The organism is Frankia sp. CeTa3Moorea (genome assembly GCF_978021225.1).
The window spans coordinates 31563-51714 of record NZ_CDXDOR010000002.1 but is presented as its reverse complement, the minus strand read 5'-3'; the positions used below and the strand labels follow the sequence as shown (position 1 = coordinate 51714).

General features: G+C 70.5%; 16 protein-coding genes and 1 tRNA gene. 6 read left to right on the top strand and 11 right to left on the bottom strand.

What is annotated here, in order from left to right; all coding sequences use genetic code 11:
* Nucleotides 1-60 precede the first annotated feature (60 nt).
* A complete protein-coding gene (locus tag AC08OV_RS00770; RefSeq protein WP_476613271.1) occupies nt 61-1491 on the bottom strand; it encodes a gamma-aminobutyraldehyde dehydrogenase in 1431 nt (476 codons plus the stop codon).
* A 31-nt stretch (nt 1492-1522) separates the two neighbouring features.
* Nucleotides 1523-2929 (bottom strand): aspartate aminotransferase family protein, encoded by a 1407-nt coding sequence (locus tag AC08OV_RS00765; RefSeq protein ID WP_476613272.1) that lies wholly within the window; start codon nt 2927-2929, stop codon nt 1523-1525.
* A gap of 192 nt (nt 2930-3121) precedes the next feature.
* Between AC08OV_RS00765 and AC08OV_RS00760 the strand changes: the two genes are divergently transcribed.
* Nucleotides 3122-3610, top strand: a complete 489-nt coding sequence (locus AC08OV_RS00760) for an Lrp/AsnC family transcriptional regulator (RefSeq protein ID WP_476613273.1) — start codon at nt 3122-3124, stop codon at nt 3608-3610.
* A 116-nt stretch (nt 3611-3726) separates the two neighbouring features.
* Nucleotides 3727-4113 (top strand): DUF6907 domain-containing protein, encoded by a 387-nt coding sequence (locus AC08OV_RS00755; protein WP_476613274.1) that lies wholly within the window; start codon nt 3727-3729, stop codon nt 4111-4113.
* 323 nt (nt 4114-4436) lie between these two features.
* On the opposite strand, the gene AC08OV_RS00750 is transcribed toward AC08OV_RS00755, so the two are convergent.
* Together AC08OV_RS00750 and AC08OV_RS00745 are read right to left on the bottom strand one after the other, a co-directional pair.
* Nucleotides 4437-4513: transfer RNA gene (locus AC08OV_RS00750), tRNA-Met, on the bottom strand.
* 77 nt (nt 4514-4590) lie between these two features.
* Nucleotides 4591-7665 carry a UPF0182 family membrane protein gene (locus tag AC08OV_RS00745; protein WP_476613275.1) on the bottom strand — a complete coding sequence of 1025 codons (3075 nt, stop codon included), beginning with the start codon at nt 7663-7665 and terminating at the stop codon, nt 4591-4593.
* A gap of 93 nt (nt 7666-7758) precedes the next feature.
* Between AC08OV_RS00745 and AC08OV_RS00740 the strand changes: the two genes are divergently transcribed.
* Nucleotides 7759-8265 (top strand): PPA1309 family protein, encoded by a 507-nt coding sequence (locus AC08OV_RS00740; protein ID WP_011438157.1) that lies wholly within the window; start codon nt 7759-7761, stop codon nt 8263-8265.
* 129 nt (nt 8266-8394) lie between these two features.
* Here the strand turns inward: AC08OV_RS00740 and AC08OV_RS00735 are convergent, their stop codons facing one another.
* From AC08OV_RS00735 to AC08OV_RS00725, 3 genes are all read right to left on the bottom strand, one after another.
* Complete coding sequence (locus AC08OV_RS00735; RefSeq protein ID WP_462188355.1) at nt 8395-9432, bottom strand: YlbL family protein; 1038 nt, start codon at nt 9430-9432, stop codon at nt 8395-8397.
* A gap of 295 nt (nt 9433-9727) precedes the next feature.
* Nucleotides 9728-10003, bottom strand: a complete 276-nt coding sequence (locus tag AC08OV_RS00730) for a hypothetical protein (RefSeq protein ID WP_462188354.1) — start codon at nt 10001-10003, stop codon at nt 9728-9730.
* A gap of 61 nt (nt 10004-10064) precedes the next feature.
* Complete coding sequence (locus AC08OV_RS00725; protein ID WP_462188353.1) at nt 10065-10478, bottom strand: molybdenum cofactor biosynthesis protein MoaE; 414 nt, start codon at nt 10476-10478, stop codon at nt 10065-10067.
* Between the two features lie 321 nt (nt 10479-10799).
* Between AC08OV_RS00725 and AC08OV_RS00720 the strand changes: the two genes are divergently transcribed.
* The 3 genes from AC08OV_RS00720 (at nt 10800) to AC08OV_RS00710 (ending at nt 15327) form a co-directional block, all read left to right on the top strand.
* Complete coding sequence (locus AC08OV_RS00720) at nt 10800-12167, top strand: zinc-dependent metalloprotease (protein WP_476613277.1); 1368 nt, start codon at nt 10800-10802, stop codon at nt 12165-12167.
* A gap of 176 nt (nt 12168-12343) precedes the next feature.
* On the top strand, nt 12344-13597 hold the full coding sequence (locus AC08OV_RS00715) for a ThiF family adenylyltransferase (protein ID WP_476613278.1): 1254 nt from the start codon (nt 12344-12346) through the stop codon (nt 13595-13597).
* A gap of 113 nt (nt 13598-13710) precedes the next feature.
* A complete protein-coding gene (locus tag AC08OV_RS00710; protein ID WP_476613279.1) occupies nt 13711-15327 on the top strand; it encodes an ABC1 kinase family protein in 1617 nt (538 codons plus the stop codon).
* A 7-nt stretch (nt 15328-15334) separates the two neighbouring features.
* Here the strand turns inward: AC08OV_RS00710 and AC08OV_RS00705 are convergent, their stop codons facing one another.
* The 4 genes from AC08OV_RS00705 to AC08OV_RS00690 form a co-directional block, all read right to left on the bottom strand.
* The gene (locus tag AC08OV_RS00705) at nt 15335-16909 is read right to left on the bottom strand and encodes an alkaline phosphatase family protein (protein ID WP_476613280.1); all 1575 of its coding nucleotides are present in this window, start codon (nt 16907-16909) and stop codon (nt 15335-15337) included.
* A gap of 148 nt (nt 16910-17057) precedes the next feature.
* The gene (locus tag AC08OV_RS00700; protein WP_011438164.1) at nt 17058-17348 is read right to left on the bottom strand and encodes a WhiB family transcriptional regulator; all 291 of its coding nucleotides are present in this window, start codon (nt 17346-17348) and stop codon (nt 17058-17060) included.
* 110 nt (nt 17349-17458) lie between these two features.
* Nucleotides 17459-17734, bottom strand: coding sequence for a hypothetical protein (locus AC08OV_RS00695; protein ID WP_476613281.1), 276 nt, complete (start codon nt 17732-17734; stop codon nt 17459-17461).
* A 167-nt stretch (nt 17735-17901) separates the two neighbouring features.
* Nucleotides 17902-20115, bottom strand: a complete 2214-nt coding sequence (locus AC08OV_RS00690; protein WP_476619135.1) for an ATP-dependent DNA helicase UvrD2 — start codon at nt 20113-20115, stop codon at nt 17902-17904.
* Between the last annotated feature and the right edge of the window lie 37 nt (nt 20116-20152).

Below are 20152 nucleotides of genomic sequence, written 5' to 3'. Positions count from 1 at the left end.
CCTGGCGGCCAGAACCTGGCGGCCAGAATTCGGTTCCACCCCGGTGGTCAGACCTGGTGGTCAGAACTCGATGTTGCTCATCACGTGCTTGATCCTGGTGTAGTCCTCCAGGCCGTAGACCGACAGATCCTTGCCGTACCCGCTCTTCTTGAACCCACCGTGCGGCATCTCCGCCACCAGCCGGATGTGCGTGTTGATCCATACGCAGCCGAAGTCCAGCCGGCGGGCGACCCGCAGGGCCCGGCCGTGATCGCGGGTCCAGACGCTGGAGGCCAGGCCGTACTCGACCCCGTTGGCCCAGGCGACCGCGGTGTCCTCCGAGTCAAACCGCTGCACCGTGATGACCGGGCCGAACACCTCGGACTGGATAAGCTCGTCGTCCTGGCGCAGACCCGAGATGACCGTGGCCGGGTAGAAGTAGCCCGCCCGGTCCAGCGGAGCACCGCCGGCGAGCACCTCGGTATGTTCAGGTGCCCGCTCTACGAAACCGCTCACCCGGGCCAGTTGGCCCGCGTTATTGAGGGGCCCGTAGTCGACGTCGGGCTCCTCCGGCGATCCGGTCGCCGTCTTCCCGGCCGCCTCGGCCAGGGCGGCGGCGAGGTCGTCGTGGACGCCCGGCGCGGCCAGCACCCTGGTCGCTGCCGTGCAGTCCTGGCCGGCGTTGAAGTACGCGGCCTCGGCGATCTGCCGCGCCACCACCGCCGGATCCACGTCGTCGAAGACAATGACCGGCGCCTTGCCCCCGAGTTCGAGGTGCACCCTCTTCAAGGAGTCCGCCGCGGCCCGGGCGATCTCCATCCCGGCCCGCACGCTGCCGGTCACCGAGACCATCGCCGGGCCCGGATGGGCCACCAGCGCGCGTCCGGTGTCACGATCGCCGCACACCACGTTGAGCACGCCGGGCGGGAGGAACTCCGCGGCGATCTCGGCGAGCAGCAGACTGGAGGCCGGGGTGGTGTCGGAGGGCTTGAGCACGACGGTGTTGCCCGCCGCGATCGCCGGCGCGACCTTCCAGACCGCCATCATCAGCGGGTAGTTCCAGGGCGTGACCTGGGCGCAGACCCCGATAGGCTCGCGGCGGACGCAACTGGTGTGCCCCGCCAGGTACTCGCCGGCCGACCGGCCCTCGAGCAGCCGCGCGGCCCCGGCGAAGAACCGGATCTGGTCGGCGGACGGCCCGACCTCCTCGTCCACGGTAAGCCGCAGCGGTTTGCCGGTGTTCGCGCTCTCCACCGCCGCGACCTCGTCGGCCCGGTCCTCCAGCGCGTCGGCCACCCGCAGCAGTGCCCGGGACCGCTGCGCGGGCGTGGTGTCCCGCCAGCCCTCGAACGCCGCGCTCGCGGCCCGCACGGCTGCGTCGACGTCGGCCGGCCCCGACCGGGGTGCCTGCGCCAGCAGGTCCGCCGTCGACGGGTTCAGGATGGGCATTGTCTCGCCATCGACGGCCGGGGTGGAGACGCCACCAATGAGATTGGCGAAGATCGCATCCATGTCTCTGTCCCTCCTGGGGGATCGGGCCGGCTCAGCCAACGAGGTCCCGGGCCATCTGGTCGAGGCTGTCGAGGTAACGGTCGACGTCGGCGTCGGTGTGCTGCACCGACAACGTCCATTCCTCCTCGCGCCCGGGCGCCATGAGGACGTTGCGGTTGGCGTTGTAGAGCCAGGCCAGTTCGGGCAACTCGGCGTTCTGGTGCGCCATGAACGAGGTGTAGTCACGGATCGGCGCGTCGGTGAAGTGCACGCATCCCTTCGAGCTGATGCCGACGGTGTAGCCGGGAATGCCGTGGCGGGCCAGGATCTCGTCGCAGCCGGCGGTCAACCGGCCACCCAGCCGGTCGAGGTGGGTGTAGGCGTCGGGGGTGAGCACCTCGAACAGGCTCGCCCGGGCGGCGGCCATGGTCAGCGGGTTGCCGTTGTACGTGCCGACCTGTTTCACCCGGTCCGAGGCCACGACCTCCATCAGTTCCGCCGTCGCGCCGATCGCCCCGGACGGCAGCCCGCCACCGAGCGCCTTGGCCAGGGTCACCATGTCCGGGCGCACGCCGAACCTCTCGGTGGCCCCACCGGCCGCGACACACAGCCCCGTCTTGACCTCGTCGAAGATCAGAATGACCCCGTACCGGGAGGTGATCTCCCGGACCGCCGCCAGGTAACCGGGCTCCGGCAGGACGACGCCGAGGTTCATCATCGCCGCCTCCATGATCACACAGGCGGGCAGGCGTCCCTCGGCGGCGAGCGCGGCGATCCGCCGCTCCATCGCCGGAGCGTCGTTGAAGGGGACCGGCACCGTGAGGTCGACGACTACCCGGGGGATCCCGGCACCGTAACCCAGCGAGTTCATATGCTCGGCCGGGCCGATGTCGTCGTACGGGGTCCCGATCGACACCATCACGTAATCGTGGTGCCCGTGGTACGAACCGAAGATCTTGACGATCGTGTCGCGGCCGGTGACGCCGCGGGCGATGCGGATCGCGTCCATCGTCGCCTCGGAGCCGGAGTTGACGTAGCGCCACTGCGGCAGCCCGAAGCGGCGGGCCAGCTCCTCGCTGACCACCACGGAGTCCTCGGTGGGCATCGCGAAGTGCGTACCGAGCGCCACCCGCTCGGTCACGGCCCGCACGATCGCCGGGTGGGCGTGCCCCTGCACCATCGAACCGAACCCGTTGTGGAAGTCGGCGTACTCGTTGCCGTCGACGTCCCAGACCCTCGGCCCGAGACCGCGGGTGAGGTAGATCGGCCAGGGATCACGTACCTGGTAGGACGACGGCACCCCGGAGGTCATCGACCGCACCGCCCGCGCATGCAGCGCCGCCGAGCCCCGGGTGCGGGCGTTGAGACGGGCGGACTCGCGCGCGGCCAGCTCCGCGGCTCTGGCCTGCGGCACGGCCCGGGTCACACCGCTCCCGGAAGCGATCACATTCGACACCATCCACGCATCCTTTCCACCGATCAGCCACTGAAATAGTAGACTGATCGGCAGCCTGACGATGGAATCCGTCGAAGATTGCGTGGATAAGGCTCGCTTCCCAGTTCACTCATCGACGGCCATACGATGGCGGCAGGGACAGGCCAGCGTGAACGGGCGTGGGGAACCGCCACGGAGGACCGAGGAGGACGCCGGGTGCAGTCGCGACGGTCGCCCGACCAGCGACTCAGCTCCGGCACCCTGCTGGACGATGTCAACAAGGCCATCATCGAGCAGCTGCAGCAGGACGGCCGGCGGTCCTATGCGGCCATGGCGGCGGCGGTCGGGCTCTCCGAGGCGGCCGTGCGCCAACGGGTACAGCGTCTGCTCGACGCCGGCATCATGCAGATCGTCGCCGTTACCGACCCGCTCCGGGTGGGCTTCCACCGGGAGGCGATGATCGGGGTGCGGGTCACCGGGGACACCCGCGTCGTCGCCGACACGATTGCCGCGCTGCCCGAGGTCGATTACGTCGTCCTGACGGCCGGATCCTTCGATCTCATCGTGGAGATCGTCGCCGAGAACGACGAGCACCTGCTCGAACTGATCAACGATCAGATCCGCGCCCTGCCACAGGTCCTCGCCACCGAGACGTTCGTCTACCTGCGGCTGGTCAAGCAGACCTACACGTGGGGAGCACGCTGAAACGTCCGGGTGCCGACAGCGCGGGCCGCCAGGCCGGAGGGGAAGCCGGCCGGGTCGAACATCGATAGGGCGCAGGACCTGCCGACGGGCTGCCGGGTGCGGCGACGCGGGCGGGTATGCGGTTCGGGGGTGTCACCGTTTGTACCGCCGATGGGAACAACCAAGCGGCCACAACAAGAGTCCAACATACGCAACGAACTTCAAATATCTTGGCCCGGACACACGATGGGGTGAACATGGCGCTGGTCCACCATGACCCGCAGGACGGCATTATGGTTACCCGGATCGGGCAAGCGGAGATAACGGTGCGTCCCGAGCCACCGGCGAGCGCCGGGAAGGCTCCGGTCATCCTGCTCCGGTTGGATGCGCCCATGCTCGACACCCTTGCCGCGGCCTACCTGGATCCGGACGAGGCCCGCCGGCTGGCCCAAGCGCTGGTGCGGGCGGCCGAGGCGGTGCGTCCGGCGAGCCCGTGGCGAACCCCGGGAGCCACCCCCCGCTGATCCCGGGACGGGCCGCCGCGGGAGAACCCGCCGCCGATGGCCGCCAGGCCGGGGCGGGTCCCAGGCCGCCACCGTGTGTCCCGGGCGTGGACGACCGCCGATCCGGGCCCGCGCCGCCGGGCCCCGCGCCGCGGGGTGTCGCGCCGCGGGGTGTCGCGCCGCCGGGTGTCGGCGCGCATCCCGGCCGGGCGCCCGGGTCGCCGACCGGCGGAAGGACCGGGCGGATTCCGATGAAAACGGCTCGTGATAATGATGCTCGTGATAATGATGCCTGCATAAATGCGAAAGCACCCTCGGAAAAAACTTCCGAAGGTGCTTTCGACTGGTAGCGGGGACAGGATTTGAACCTGTGACCTCTGGGTTATGAGCCCAGCGAGCTACCGAGCTGCTCCACCCCGCGTCGGTGTGTCTTCACTATACAGGGCCGCCATCGGTAGCTGTCAAACCGATGGCGGCCCCAATGTGGGACTTTCGGGACTAGCCGGGTGCCGGGGCGGCCCGGGCCCCCGGTGGACCGGGAGTGTCGCCGCCGGCCACGGTCGCCGAAGGGGACGGAGCCGGTGGCTTGGCGGCCGGTGACGCGGGGACCGGTGACGCGGATACCGATGCACCGGCCCATGGCGCCGTGGCACCGGATGATGCCGTGGCAGCGGGTGGCGTCGCCGCCGGACTCGACAGAGTACGCAGGCGACCCAGCGCATCAGCCAGCTCGCTCTGGGCCTTCCCGTAGGCGGTGAAGTCCGGCGGGCTCTTGCCCAGGGCGTCCTGCCCCGCCTGGTAAGCGCGGTCAGCGTCGCCCACGGCGTCCTGCAGCGCGGTCTGCCCCGGCGGCGGGACGCCTGTCCCGCCCTGCCCTGATCTGGGGGCCGGCGTGCTGTCCTGACCGGTGTCCGTGGTCGTGGCCCCGGTTCCGGCCCCGGCCGCCGCGGCACCGGCGCCGGCGCCGAAGACCTTCTCCAAGGCCTCACCCAGCGAGGTACCGAAACCGATGCGGTCACCGAAGGCCGCGGCGACCCCCTGCAGGGTCGGGTAGCCGGTGCTCCCCCTGGCCTGGACGTAGTAGGGCTCGACGTAGAGCAGCCCGCCGGCCACGGGCAGGGTCAGCAGGTTGCCCTCGATCGTGGTCGCTCCCCCGCTGCGCCATAGTGACAGCTGTTTGGCCACGTCGCCGTTGCCCTCGATGGCGTTCTGCACCTGGACCGGACCGTTGATCGTGTTCCCCGCCGGCAGTTTGAGCAGAGTGAACCGGCCGTAGTTGGCGGGGTCACTGGACACCGCCATGTACGCCGCGAGCTTCGAGGACCGGGCGGAGATCAACGGTGAGGTGAGGTTGTAGGACGGGCCCTTGCGCCCGGGAAGCTGGCTGTAGACGTAGAACGGCGGCTGGGGTTGCCCGCTTCCATCCGGCGAGTCGGACACATCCCAGAAGTCCTCCTGGGAGTAGAAGTCCCGCGGGTTGGAGATGTGGTACTGCCCGATCAGATCACGCTGGACCTTAAACAGGTCCTCCGGATAACGCAGGTGTGCCCGGAGGGACGGTGGGATGTCACTCTTCGGCTTCACCGTGTCCGGGAACGCCCTCATCCAGGTCCGTAGCACCGGGTCGGACTCATCCCAGGCGTAGAGGGTGACGGTGCCGTTGTAAGCGTCCACCGTCGCCTTCACCGAGTTACGGATGTAGTTGACCTGGTTCGAGGCCTGCCGGGTGCGGTTGCCGCTCTGGGTGGTCACCGAGTCGGCGGTCACGTCACCCAGAGTGCGCCGGGCGGAGTAGGGATAGCCGTCAGATGTTGTGTAACCATCGAGAATCCAGGTGATCCGGCCGTTGACGATCGCCGGGTACGGGTCTCCGTCGAGGGTGAGCCAGGGCGCTGCCTTGCTGACCCGGTCCCGCGGGTTTCGCTCGTACAGGATCCGGGAGTTCTTCGTGATGTCGCCGGAGAGCAGGATGTTCTTCTCCCCGAACCGCAGCGCGAACAGCGCCCGACGGAAGGTCGAGCCGATCGAGACCCCACCGTCGCCCTGGTAGGTCGTGGTGGCCTGGGTTTCTCCCGGCCCCGGCCCGTCGATCTCCATCTGCCTGGTGCCGACGATGGAATACGACGGCGACATCTCCCCGAAGTAGACCCGGTTCTCCTTGATACCGAAGGTACCGTCCTGCGGGAAACCGCTCACGCCGTGATCGAAGTCGGGGCGCCCCACGTCGACGGTGTTCGACGGCGCCGCGACAAATCCCTTGCCGTGGGTATAGGTCAGGTGCTCGTTGATCCAGTTGCGCTGCTGCGTTCCCAGCCCGGCCTGGTTCAGCTCCCGCACCGATACCACGTAGTCCTGGGTCGTCGGCTTCTTGTCCGCCCCTATGACGGTGTACCGGTCGACGTCGAGAGTCGGCGGGAAACCATAGTAGCCGCGGAACTGCTGGAGCTGCTGGAACGTCCGGGAGAGTTTGCTGGGGTCGAGCAGGCGGATGTTGGGGACCGTGCCGGTGTCGGCGGCGACCTCCTGAGCGGTGACGTCGGTGCTGGCGGCATAGTCCTGCGGCTCGACGTCCTGGATGCCGTAGGCGGCCCGGGTCGCCGCGATGTTGCGCGCGATGTAGGGCTCCTCGCGGGTCGCCTCGTTCGGCCGGACCTGGAACTGCTGGACAATCGCCGGGTAGATTCCGCCGATCACCACCGAGGACAGGACGAGGATGCCCGCGCCGAGCAGCGGCAGCGTCCAGCCCCGCTGGAAGATGTTGTAGATGAACAGCACCGCGCAGGCCAGCGAGATGAACAGCAGGATCAGCTTCGCCGGCAGCACGGCGTGTACATCGGTGTAGGACGCACCGGTCCCCACCCCGCGCGAGGAGAACACCGAGCCGAACCGGTCGAGGTAATACGCCCACGCCTTGAGCAGGGCGAGCAGCCCGAGCAGCACCGAGATGTGCGCCTTCGCCGCCGGGGCCACCCGTTCTCCCGGGGTCTGCATCCGGATTCCGCCGAACAGGTAGTGGGTCAGCAGGGTGACGAGCAACGACAGCAGCACCGCGGTCAGCAGGAAGCCGAGCAGGAACCGCTGGAAGGGATAGCTGAACGCGTAATAGCTGATGTCCCGGTGAAACTGCAGATCAGGGGTCCCGAAAGACTCGCCGTTCACCCACAGCAGCCACGTCCGCCACTGGCCGGCGGCGGACAGGCCCGCGGCCAGGCCGAACAGCGTCGTGACCGCGAGCAGGATCAGCAGCATGTACGGCTCGATCGCCGACCGGTACCGTTCCAGGTTCTGCTGCTCGGTCGACAACGGCCGAAGCGGCGGCCGTAGCCGGTACGCAAGTACGATGTTGGTTCCGACGATGATCGCCATTATCGCGCCGAAGAGGACGAACAGCAAAATCCGGGTGTAGAGGACTGTGGTGAACACCCCGCTGAAGTCGATCGAGCGGTAGAACAGCAGGTCAGTGTATAGCTGAGTGAAGACGGCGATGATCGTGATCGCGAGGACGATGACAAGCAGCACCGGCACGAGCACCTTGGTGCGGGTCAGCACCGGGCGGCGACTGGTGGTTGCCACAGGTTCCTCCGTGCGTCGGTGATTCGGGGCGCGTACCGCGCTAGTACGGCAACCTACGCCAAGGGCTCTGGGGAGATCGGAGAGGATGGGTCGGTGAACAGCCCGAACATCACGGAGTTGACCTCCGTCGTACTCGAGGTCGAGCGGCACGTCGCCGATTCCGGGTGGGATCAGCCCAGCCAGGTCTACGCGCTGGCCGACACCGCCGACCTGCTGGCGCGAGAACCCGCGCTGGCCCCCCACATCGGCGACTCCCCGCCTGGGTCACTGACCCCGGTCGAGCAGGAACCGCTGCCGGTGGGACGGCTCGACGAGGTGCTGGCGGGGATCGGATGGCCGCCGGAGGTGCTCGGGTGCGTGCTGGTCACCGAGCTTGTCGTCCTGCCGCCCAGCGCGGAGGAGGAGGCTCCGTACTCCGATCACGAGATCGAGTACTGGGCGGCGAACCATCCCGAACGCCAGGACGTCCGCCTCGCCGTCGGAGTCACCCGCAGTGGGCTGCACGCGTCCTGCCTGCGAGTCCGCGGAGACGACGAACTCGTCATCGATCCGGATCTGGCCGACAACCTCGTCGACGGGCTGCTCGCGACCTTCCAGTGAGTCGACCCGGCGGGCGGCGGCGCACGGCAGCCGCCCGTCCCCTTCCGGCACCGGCGCCACCGGGCACAACAGCAGCACCGGGCGCACACGGATGGCACATGGCACGGATGGGGCGCGCTTGGGGCGCGCTCAGCAGGACGGCACCGCCGCGGCCGGATTCGCCCGGAGGGCGTCGACGGCCTTCAGCGCGCCCGCCAGCGATTCAACCTTCACCAGGCGCGGACCGCCGGAGTCGATCGCGCGGGCGTCGCCGCAGTTCCCCGCGGGGACCAGGAAGATCGATGCCCCGGACACCCTGGCCCCGAGGATCTTCTGCTGGATACCGCCGATCGGTCCCACCTCACCGGCGGAGGTGATCGTCCCGGTGCCAGCGATGATCTTTCCCCCGGTCAACGCGCCGGGGGTGAGAAGGTCCACGATGCCCATCGCGAACATCAGCCCGGCACTCGGCCCGCCGACATCCGAGATACGGATACGAACCGTGAACGGGTAGGTCCGCTTCTCCGTCGTGGTGACACCGATCATGGCGCGAGCGGGGTCGTCGGTGGCGGCCCGAGTCGTGACGGTGGCCGTGGCCGTCTTTCCGTCGCGCTGATAGGTGACCGTCACGGGATGGCCCGGAGTCACCTTCCCGACCTGCCGGCGCAGCTCCTCCTGGTTGGCCACGGCCACCCCGCCGACCTTCGTGATCACATCGCCCGGCGTCAGCTTGCCGGTGGCCGGGGAGCCCGCGGGGACCCCGGCGACCACGACCGAACGGCCGGTGGGCGCGATACCGAGCTGCGCGAGCGCTGCCGCGGTCGCCTGGTCCTGCGAGTCGAGCATCGCCTGCGCGTTCTCCTGCTGGATCTGCTCCTGACTCGAACCGGGCGGCCGGATCAGCTCGCTGGGCACCACCGCCCGGTCGGAGTCGGACCAGTCCTGCAGCGCGGTGACGAGGTTGAGCCGGGGCGTCTCCTCGACCGTGGTCAGCTCGAGCTTGCCGGCGGTCGGATAGGTCCGCCGGCCTTCCACGGTGATCAAGGACGTCCCGTCGACGCTGCCGAGAGTGTCGGTGACCGGCCCGGGGGCCAAGGTGACGAACGGTACCGGCATCCACAGCCCCGCGACCACGAGAACCAAAGCCAGTACCGACGCGACCACGAGGGTCTGGGTGCGCCGGACCATGCTCACAGTCTATGTACCAGGGCTCACAACCCTCGTCCCAGCGTCCGGGAACCGAGGTTCGCCACGACGGCCCGGGGTTGCGATGATCGGTGCCGAAAGGCATTCGGTGGCCCGAAAGGCGCAGCGGAAGGCCGTGGCGGAGTCCCGGAAGGCCGCGCGGAAGGCAGCGCGGCAGGCCGGGAAGTGGGGAGTAAAGAGCGAGATCAAAAGCACGGTCGAGGGACTCGAAGGATCGCTCGGTCCTGAACCGCCGCCCGGCGGCCGGTGAGATGCCCCGGCCGCCGGACGGAGACGATCAGGTGGACTCGGACGGCGGCGCCGTGTGTCTCTCGGAGGGCGGTGCCCCGGCCGCGGCGGACCGCCCGGGATGGCCGGGATGGCCGGGTTCGTCGAGGGCGGTAACGGTACGAACCTCGTGCTGGGTGGGGATCGGTCGGGCCAGCGCGGCCATACTGCGCCGATAGCCCTCAATCGTGATCATGGCTTCGGAGGTGCGGTCGGGACGGCTGCGTAGGGCGACCCACGCAAGAGTTATGAGCACGGCGACGGGGGGGATCAACAGGAACCACATGGGAGCCTCGACGTCGAGACGGGCAAGAAGATGACTTGTTTTCTATCGTAGGGTGCCCCGATCAGCAGGCGCTTACCCATTCCGCCGCGCCATCCGCAAAAATCTGGTGTTTCCAAATGGGAACCTGCTCCTTGATGTCATCGATCAGACGACGACAGGCGGCAAAAGCCTCCGCCCGGTGGGCCGCGCCGACCGCCACGATCACGGCGGTGTCCCCGACGGCGAGGTGACCGGTACGGTGAACCACCGCGACGGCCAGCACCGGTGCGGTCGCGGCGACGTCGCCGGCGACCCGGGCGATCTCCGTGCCGGCCCGGGGATGCGCCTGATACGTCAGGTCGGTCACCCCGCGGCCCTGGTCCTGGTCCCGGACAGTGCCCACGAACAGGGCGATCCCCCCCACACCGGGGAACCGCACGGCAGCCAGGCACTCGTCCACCGACAGAGCGCCGTCCCGGATCTCGGCGAGCGTCACCCGCGCGACCGGGTCCGGCGCGGACGACGGAGACGGCGAAGGTGACGGAGACGGCGAAGGTGACGGAGACGGAGACGGTGACGGAGACGGCGAAGGTGACGGAGACGGCGAAGGTGACGGAGACGGCGAAGGTGACGAAGGATGCGCGGGTGACGCGGGAGCGGTCGGCGGGGCCCCCGCCAGAGAACACATCGGTTCCACAGCTACGACCGTAACGGTCGGGGCCAGCGCCGTTTCGCCCGTTGGGCAGAAAACGCATTACCGTGGGTTCATGTGCCAACTGTGCGTGCGACTGCCCGCCTCCCGAGGAGGCTACGGCCGATGAGTGGCAACTTCCCGTTCGGCTTCACGCCCGCTGGCGGCGGCGACGAGCCCCGACCCCCCTTCGGTGGCGGCGCCCCGTTCTTTGCCGAGCTCGAACGGCTGCTGTCCTGGCATGGCGGTCCGGTCAACTGGGAGCTGGCCCGCCAGGTGGCCGTCAGATCCCTCGGCGACACCGACTCCGCGGTGTCCACGGCCCAGCGGGAGCCGGTGGGCGAGGCGATGCGGATCGCCGACGTCTGGCTCGACGCGGTGACCTCGCTGCCGGCCGGGGCCACGGCGGCCGAGGCCTGGTCGCGGCAGGAGTGGATCGAGAAGACCCTGCCGGTCTGGCAGACCCTCTGCGACCCGATCGCCACGAAGGTCGTCGAGGCGATGCGCACTGGGATCTCCAGCGGGCTGAACCAGCTCGGTGGCGGCGGGATCGAGCTGCCGAGTGAGCTGCGCGGCGCGCTGCCCCCGGGGCTCAACCTCAGCGGGCTGATGGCCACCGGCGGCCCCATTATGCAGATGATGAACCGGGTCGGCGGGATGCTGTTCGGCGCCCAGGTGGGGCAGGCGATCGGCACCTTGGCCGCCGAGGTCGTCTCCTCCACCGAGGTCGGGCTGCCGCTCGGACCGGTCGGGACCGCCGCCCTGATCCCAGCGGGTGTCGTCGCCTTCGGTCAGGGCCTGGAGATCCCCGAGGACGAGGTACGCATCTACCTGGCGCTGCGGGAGGCCGCGTCCAACCGGCTGTTCGCGCACGTCCCCTGGCTACGCGCCCACGTCCTGGGCGCGGTGGAGGAGTACGCCCGCGGCATCGCGGTGGACACCGAGGCCGTCGGACGGGTGATGCGGATGGTCGACCCGACGGCGTTGATGAATCCTGAACGGCTGTCGGAGGCGCTCGGCGAGGACGTGTTCAGCGACGCCACCACCCCCGAGCAGAAGGCCGCGCTCGCCCGTCTCGAACTGATCCTCGCGCTGATCGAGGGCTGGGTCGATCATGTAACGGACGCCGCGGCCGCCGGTCATCTGCCGGCCGCGGGCAAACTACGCGAAATGGTGCGACGCCGTCGCGCCGAAGGCGGTCCGGGCGAGCAGACCTTCGCCACGCTGGTCGGTCTCTCCCTGCGGCCACGCAAGCTGCGGGAGGCCGCCGCCCTGTGGGAGGCGGTACGGGACGCCCGGGGTCACGAGGGTCGCGACGCGCTGTGGGCGCATCCCGATCTGCTGCCCACCGCGGCAGATCTCGCCGCCCCGGAGGCGTTCGTGTCCGGCGCGCCGTCGAGCGCGCTCGACGACCCGATCGGCGAAATCGAGAAACTCCGCGGCGCCCCACCCGCCGATGGCGGATCCGACGAACCAGACAAGCCGGACAGGTAACCCGGGCGGACCGGGGTGATCCACAGTTTCGTCCACAGCACGTCCACAGCGATCCACGGGCGTTCCCCCTTCGCCGGTCGGACGTGCCACGCTGAGGATCCGCCGGTCGCCGTGACCGGCCCATCCTGGTCCGATTCCCCGGCCTCGACCGGCCGGCGGGAACACCCGGAGGATCCATGCGCCCGATCCTCAAGCCGGGCCTGCGCCGGCTCTGGCACAACAGCTCCACCCTGCAGCTCGGCATCGACACCGCACGCGCCGTCCTCCTCGCCGATCTGGCCCCGTCGGACGCCGCCCTGCTCGACGCCCTCGACGGCAGCCGCACGCTGGAGCAGCTGCGTCTCGATGGCACTCCCGCCGGCCGGGTCCTGCTCGACCTGCTCGCCGAGGCCGGCCTGCTGGACGACGCCACGGCGCCTCCCGGTGCGGCACCGCTGCCCGCGGTCGAGCATGACCGCCTGTCGCCCGATCTGGCGGCGCTGTCCCTGGTATCAGAGGATCCGGCCGGTGCGCGCCGGGTCCTCGCCACCCGCCGGGCGATGCGTGTTCTTGTGCGCGGCGCCGGTCGCGTCGGTGCTCAGGTCGCGGCCCTGCTCGCCGCGGCCGGGATCGGCCGGGTCGTCATCGACGATCCCGAGGTGACGACCGCCGCCGACGTCTCCCCGGGCGGCCTGCGCCTCGACGATGTGGGGCGTCCCCGCTCCCTGGCCACCGGCGCGGCGGTGACCCGGGCCAGCCGGCAGGCCGCCGGGCACCGCCGGCCCGACGAGGACGGGTTCGCCGCGGACCTGATTGTGCTGGCTCCGGTCGGTCTGCCGATGATCCACCCTGGGGAGTGCCTCGACCTGGAAGGCCGGGGCACCGCCCATCTCGTGGCCGGCGTGCGGGAGACCACGGGGATCGTCGGTCCGCTCGTCGTGCCGACCGTGACCGCGTGCCTGCACTGCCAGCATCTCCACCGGTACTCCCGGAACCCGGTCTGGCCGGTGCTCGCCATGCAGATGGCCCACCGCCCGGCCGCCGGGCCGGACGCCTGCGAGATCACCCTGGCGGGTCTTGTCGCCGCGCTCACCGCCATGCAGGCCCTGGCCTTTCTGGACCTCGCCGCCTCGCCTCCACCCGCCCCACCTGACCTATCCGACCTATCCGGCGTCACGGGCCCCACCCCGGGCCAACATCCCGACAACTCGGCCTACCTGCCACCGACAGCAAGCAGCAACAATGAGACCTTCGTTACATTGACTCCCCCGCGCACAGTCCTACCGGTGACCGCCGGCCTACCGGTGACCGCCGACGGCACGCTGGAGTTCACCGTTCCCGGCTGGCGGATCCGCCGCCGCACCTGGCCGCTCCACCCCAACTGTCCCTGCCGCACCGCCCGATCGGCGGCCGCGTCGGCGGACGCTTCTTCGCCAGTGGCACCTGCGTGACCGTTCCACTCCGCGGGCGGTCGCCGCGTCGACGTCCTGGAATCATTTGGCGTCCTGGAGTCATTACGCTTGGCCGGCACCCGTGAGGACGCGGAACAGGGCACGATGGAGCGGTGTCCGAGATCCCACGGCGGGCTGTCGTCCGCACCGCCAAGCTGGCCACGCTTCCCATCGGCATAGCCGGCCGAGCCACCCTCGGCGTCGGCAAACGCATCGGTGGTCGCCCCGCCGAGGCCGTCGCCTCCGAGCTCCAGCAGCGCACCGCCGCGCAGATCTTCCGGGTACTCGGGGAGCTCAAGGGTGGCGCCATGAAACTGGGCCAGGCGCTGTCCGTCTTCGAGGCGGTGCTTCCCGACGACGTCGCCGGGCCCTATCGGGCGGCGCTGACCAGGCTGCAAGAGGCGGCGCCCCCGCTGCCGGCGGCGGTGGTGCACCGCGTGCTCGCCGAGGAGCTCGGAGCGGACTGGCGCTCGCTGTTCACGAGCTTCGACGACGTTCCGGCTGCGGCAGCCAGCATCGGCCAGGTGCATCGGGCGGTCTGGGCCGACGGCCGGGCCGTCGCGGTAAAGGTGCAGTATCCGGGAGCGGGTCCCGCTCTGCTCGCCGATCTCACCCAGCTCGGCCGGGCCGCTCGGCTGTTCGGCGCGGTCACTCCCGGGCTGGACATCAAGCCGCTGGTCGAGGAGCTCAAGGCCCGGATCGCCGAGGAGCTCGACTATCGGTTGGAGGCCGCCTGGCAGGGGGCCTTCGCCGAGGCGTACGCAGACGACCCGGACGTCGTCATCCCCTGGCCGCTGGCCGGTTCCGGCCGGGTGCTCGTGAGCGAGTGGATCGAGGGAATCCCCCTGTCCGTCATCATCGCGGACGGTACCCCGGAGCAGCGCGACGCCGCCGGTCTGCTGCTCGTGCGGTTTCTCTATTCCTGCCCGGGTCGCGCCGGTCTGCTGCACGCGGATCCGCATCCCGGCAACTTCCGCCTGCTGTCCGACGGGCGGCTCGGCGTCCTGGACTTCGGTGCCGTGAACCGCCTGCCGGACGGCCTGCCGGCGCCGATCGGCCGGCTGGCTCGACAGACCCTGGCCGGGGACGCCGACGCCGTCGAGCAGGGACTGCGCTGTGAGGGCTTCATCCCGCCGTCGGCCGAAATCCGAGCCGAGGACCTGCTGGATTATCTGGCCCCGATGCTGGAGCCGATCGCGGTGGAGGAGTTCACCTTCTCCCGAGGCTGGCTGCGCAAGGAGGCCGCCAGGCTCGGAGACTGGCGGTCGGCGGCGGCACAGCTCGGTCGCCAGCTCAATCTGCCGCCGTCGTACCTGCTCATCCACCGGGTGACACTCGGCGCGATCGGCATCCTGTGCCAACTGGGCAGCACCGGCCGCTTCCGGGACGAGATGGAGCGCTGGCAACCCGGGTTCGCCGAACCGGGGACGGCGACCGCCCGCGCGGCCGAGGACGCCAACCGGCCCGGTCGTCCCCTGCCCGCTCTCCTCGTCCAGGACGAGGTCTGGAGGTCGGCGGCCGACACTGCTGCGGCGGCGGCCGACACTGCCGCGGCGGCGGCCGACCGGGCCACCACCCCCGCGGCGCTGCCCATGCAGGCCGAGCCGGCCGAACCGAGCCGGCCTTCCACCCCGGCGAACCGCTCCGCCGCGGCTCGACCCCGGTCAGGCCGCAAGGCCGCCCCGCGCCGGGCACCGGACGAGGAGTCTTCTCCGACCCCGCAACCGTGACCGACGCTTATTGACGGGTCTGGCCCGACGGGTCAGCCCCCGGCTGCTCGACGATGTCGACGATGTCGACGCCGAGATACAGGAAACCGTATCCCTCGTCCCGGAAACGCACCCCGGCGGCGCGCAGCGCAGCCCCCCAGTCGCCCTGGCAGGTGGGATCCGCCGCCTCCGAACCGTGGTCGGCGGTCAGCAGGATCGCGGTCTCGGCCAGCAGATCCCGCTCGGCGAGCAGGTCGAGGAAGGCGCGCAACCGGGCGTCCGCGTCCCGCAGCGCGGCGCGGGCCTGCTCGGAGTACGGGCCGCCCCCGTGATGCCCGGTGTCGGTAATGGTGGTGTTCCACCACATCAGGTCCGGGGGCACCGCGTCCGCAGCCCAGAGCTGCTGGACCTGCGCGAGGCCGAGCGCGTCCACCCGGGTGGACCAGGCATAGTCGGCGCTCTCCCCTACCCAGTGGGCGGTGGCGTGCGGGTCGCCGTCGGCCGGAGGCAGGTAGTCCCCCATATCGCCGGCCCCGCCGTGGTTACCGGCGGCCCGCACGAGCCCGAAGGTCGAGTAGTCCGCACCCCGGTCGACCGGTTCGTTCACGCAGGCGCTGGTCGCCCCGGGCCGGTCGCGCACGAGGGCCTCGAACAGCGTCTCCACCCCGTCCCGAAGCTGATCGCACGCGGAATGCCAGGTCCGCACGTCGTTGACGATGACCTGCTCGCCGGTCGCCCGGTCGAAGTACACGTTGTGCAGGATGCCGTGCCGGCCCGGCCCGACTCCGGTGAGCGCGGAGGTGTGGTTGGTCAACGTGACGCTGGGGAACTCGGCGATCGCGCCACCGGTCAGGGCCGTCCCGGTGGCGAGCAGACGCGCGACCCCCGGCAGCTCGCCGGTGTGCGCGAGGTGCAGGACGTCATTGCTGTTTGCCCCGTCCCAGAGCAGGCCGACGACGTACCGGGCCCCTGGGCCCACCAGATCGGTGAGCGGCGTCCCCTCCACATCCGCCATGGTCACGCCGGCGAGGGCCGCGAGGGTGGGTCCGATGTCGATGACCCGCGCCGCGCCGGCCCGCGGGCCCCGGGCCCGCACGCCCGCGCCGGACAGGATCAGCGGAGCCCGGGACTGGCCGGCATCCAACGATCCGTGCTCACCCAGGTGGCCGCCGCGGTCGGGCCAGTAGTGCCGGGGGGTGTGTACGACGATCAGATCGGGTGAACGGCTGGGATCGGCGAAGGCGGACAGCAGTCGCCGTCCGGCGAACGGGTAGGAGTTGCGCTCGTTCGGTGGTGACGGGTCAGCGAGCGCCGCCGCGAGCGGCACGCCGTGCATCGGATCCTCCGACCCGAGCGGGTCACGCCCGAAGCGGAGCTCCCGGGGACCGTTCGGATCGGCCACCGGCAACCGCGACGAACCGATCGCGTTCGCCACGTAGAGCCAGCCGGAATCGACCCAGGCCACGAGATCCACGATCGCGGCCAGCTCGGGACTGGTGAGGACGGCAACGGCCAGAGAAAGATCGTCGGATGCGGTCAGTCCCGGCGCTCCGGCCGGACCCGCACCTGTGGACACCGGGTAGACACGCTCGCTGCTGGGCACGCCGGAACAGTACCGGGGCCGCGGGCACCACCGGAAGAAAAAGCGCGGCAACACCGGTGGGCGGGACACCGACGATCCGGTGTCCCGCCCGTGCTGGTGCGGCGATGCCACCGCCGCCCCCATGTGATCAACGGGTGGCACGGAGGGCTCAGGCGGCGACCTCTTCTTCCTTGCGCTCCTTGCGCGGACGGCCGCGGGGCCGCTTGCGCGGGACGACGCTACCGGTCACCAGCAGCTCGCCACCCCACACTCCCCAGGGCTCGGCACGGTCGAGCGCGGCGGACAGGCACGCCGCCCGGATGGGGCAGGTCCGGCAGACGGCCTTGGCGGTCTCCACGTCCGCCGGGGACTCAGCGAAGAACATGTCAGGATCTACGTCCCAGCAGGGCAGGACGAGACGATCCCGCTCGATCCGGGAAACGACCGAGGGGTCGAACACCGGTGTCACCTCCGAGACAGGTTGGTCTTCGGGTGGGATGAAGGAAGCGAAACGACAAAGGCCGCGGTCCCCATCGGGATCCGCGGCCTCGGATTCGGCTCCAGTCGGCGCTAGTCCAGGAGCGGATCGTGGGCGGATCCCCGGAAGGTGAGGTGACGGTGTGCATAGCCGGACGCCGACGCCACGCTCCCCGCCGGGTTCGGGAACGCGGACTCCTGGGCCGACAGATCATCGGCTTGGACCGTGAGGACGGCGGCGGACGTGCCACGGGGGGCGGGCGCACCGATGACGGCACCGACGACGGCATTCATGAAGGCCGCGCCGTGCCGGTTCTCCCACGGACGGGTGATCTCGGCGACAGCTCTGTCCATCACAATGCTGAACACGACGAAATCACCTCCTTCTCTGTGGGCTCCGGAGTCTGTGGGCTCGGGAGTCCGTGGGTGCCGACGGGTGTCACTCCACATGCCTGCTTCAGGCGTCCTCGGTAACGGTAGAAGCTCGGCGCGCGAACCACAACATATTTTCTGTGTCGCGCCGCGGACACTTCCAGTTACGAAGCGTCGGGCGGCGTGCCGGGCTCCAATGACTCCGCCACCGGCGGCGACCCGACCGGCGGCGGCGTGCGCCCCGCGACGAGGGCGAGTACGTCCTCCCCGTAACGGTCGAGTTTGGCCTGTCCGATGCCGGGCAGCCGCACGAGCTCGGCCACCGTGCTCGGCCGGCTCTCGGCGATCGCCTGCAGCGTGGCGTCGGTGAAGACGACGAAGGCCGGTGCCCCCTGTTCCTTCGCCCGCGCCGAACGCCACGCCCGCAGGCGCTCGAACAGCGCGGCGTCGACGTCGCCGGGGCAGCCCTCGCAGCGTCCGACCCGCGCATGCACACCCGTCAACGACCGGCCGCACGTCCGGCACCGCACCGCCGATCTGCTCCGGGACCGACCCGGGCTGGCCTCCTCCGCCTCGGCCACGGGCCTCGTGCCCTCGCCTCGCCCCCCGTGGCGGACGCCGGCCGCGGGCTCCCGGCGCATCGGGCGCAGATCGTCGAGGAACCGGGACGGCCGCCGCGACCGCCGGCCGCCCTCTGCCCGGGACAGCGCCCAGGACAGGACAAGGTGCCTGCGGGCCCTGGTCAGCCCGACGTAGAGCAGGCGACGTTCCTCAGCGATCTGCTCGGCGGTCCTAGCATGGACGAGGGGAAGCGTGCCCTCGGTCAGCCCGACGAGGAACACCGCATCCCATTCCAGGCCCTTGGCGGTGTGCAGGGTCGACAGGGTCACCCCCTGCACCGTCGGCTGATGCTCGTGGGTCGCGCGGTCGCCGAGCTCGGCGACGAAGGCCTCAAGGTCGGCCTCGGGCGAACGGGCGGCGAGATCGCCGGCCAGCCGGTGCAGCGCGGCGAGGTTCTCCCATTGTTCACGCTCGGCGCCCGAGCCCACCGTCGGCTGGTCCGCCCGCCAGCCGAGCGCCGCGAGGATGTCGGCGACGACGGCCGTGAGTCCCTCCGGGCGGTCGGTGTCGGCAGAGCGCACCGCGGCCCGCAGCAACCGCATGGCTGCGACGACCTCGCTCCGCTCGAAGAACTTCTCCCCGCCCCGGAGCAGGTAAGCGATGCCGGCCCCGCCGATCGCCGCCTCATACGCCTCGGACTGGGCATTCGTGCGATACAGCACGGCGATCTCACTCGCCGGCACGCCCTGGTCGAGCAGCCGGCGGATCCGGGACGCCACCGCGGCGGCTTCCGCCGGCTCGCTGTCGCACTCCAGCCACACCGGGGCGGGACCCTCCGGGCGGGCAGCGATGAGGCGGGCCGCCGGGGCCGCCCGCATCAGGGTGTTCGCGAGTCCGACCACCTGGGGGGTGGACCGGTAGTCCCGGATCAGACGCACCACGGCCGCGTCCGGGAACCGGCGCGGGAACCCGAGCAGGTGCTCGGGCGACGCCCCGGTGAACGAATAGATCGTCTGATGGGGGTCCCCGACGACACAGAGGCTGTCGCGCTCCCCCAGCCAGGCGTCGAGGACACGCTGTTGCAGGTCGTTGACATCCTGATACTCGTCAACGACGAAATGGCGGTATCTGGCCCTGACCTCGGCCGCGACCCAGCTGTGCTCCTCGATCATCGCCGCGGTCAGCAGCAGCAGATCCTCCATGTCAATCACACCGGCGTCGCGCTTGACCTCCTCGTACGCGGCGTAGAGCCGGGCGACCGTCTCGGGGGGGGTGGCGGTCTCCCGCCCGCTCGCCGCCGCCATCCGGGCGTAGTCCGCCGGGCCCACAAGCGTCGCCTTCGCCCACTCGACCTCCGAGGTGAGGTCGCGCAGCTCGGCCCGGTCCGGCCGCAGGTGCAGGCGGGCGGCCGCCCGCACCACGTACGGGATCTTGCTCTTCTCCACCCTGGGCAGCGCGACCCCGGCGACCGGCGGCCAGAAGTACAACAGTTGCTTGAGAGCCGCGGAATGGAACGTCCTGGCCTGCACTCCATCAACACCCATGGCCCGCAACCGGCCGCGCAGCTCTCCCGCGGCCCTGGCTGTGAAGGTCACCGCCAGGATCTGACCCGGCCCGACCCCCCCCTGAGCGACCATGTGCGCGACTCGATGGGTGATGGTGCGTGTCTTACCCGTACCGGCGCCGGCGAGGATGCAGACCGGTCCGAGCGGAGCTCCGGCCGCGACCCGCTGTTCGGGATCGAGCGCAGCGAGCAGATCGTTGCCCGACCGCACACGGGCGGCCTGGGCGGCGAGGGCAGGCGGTCCGGACATCATCCGATACGGTAGTCCCCGCCGCGCGGCGGGAACCGAC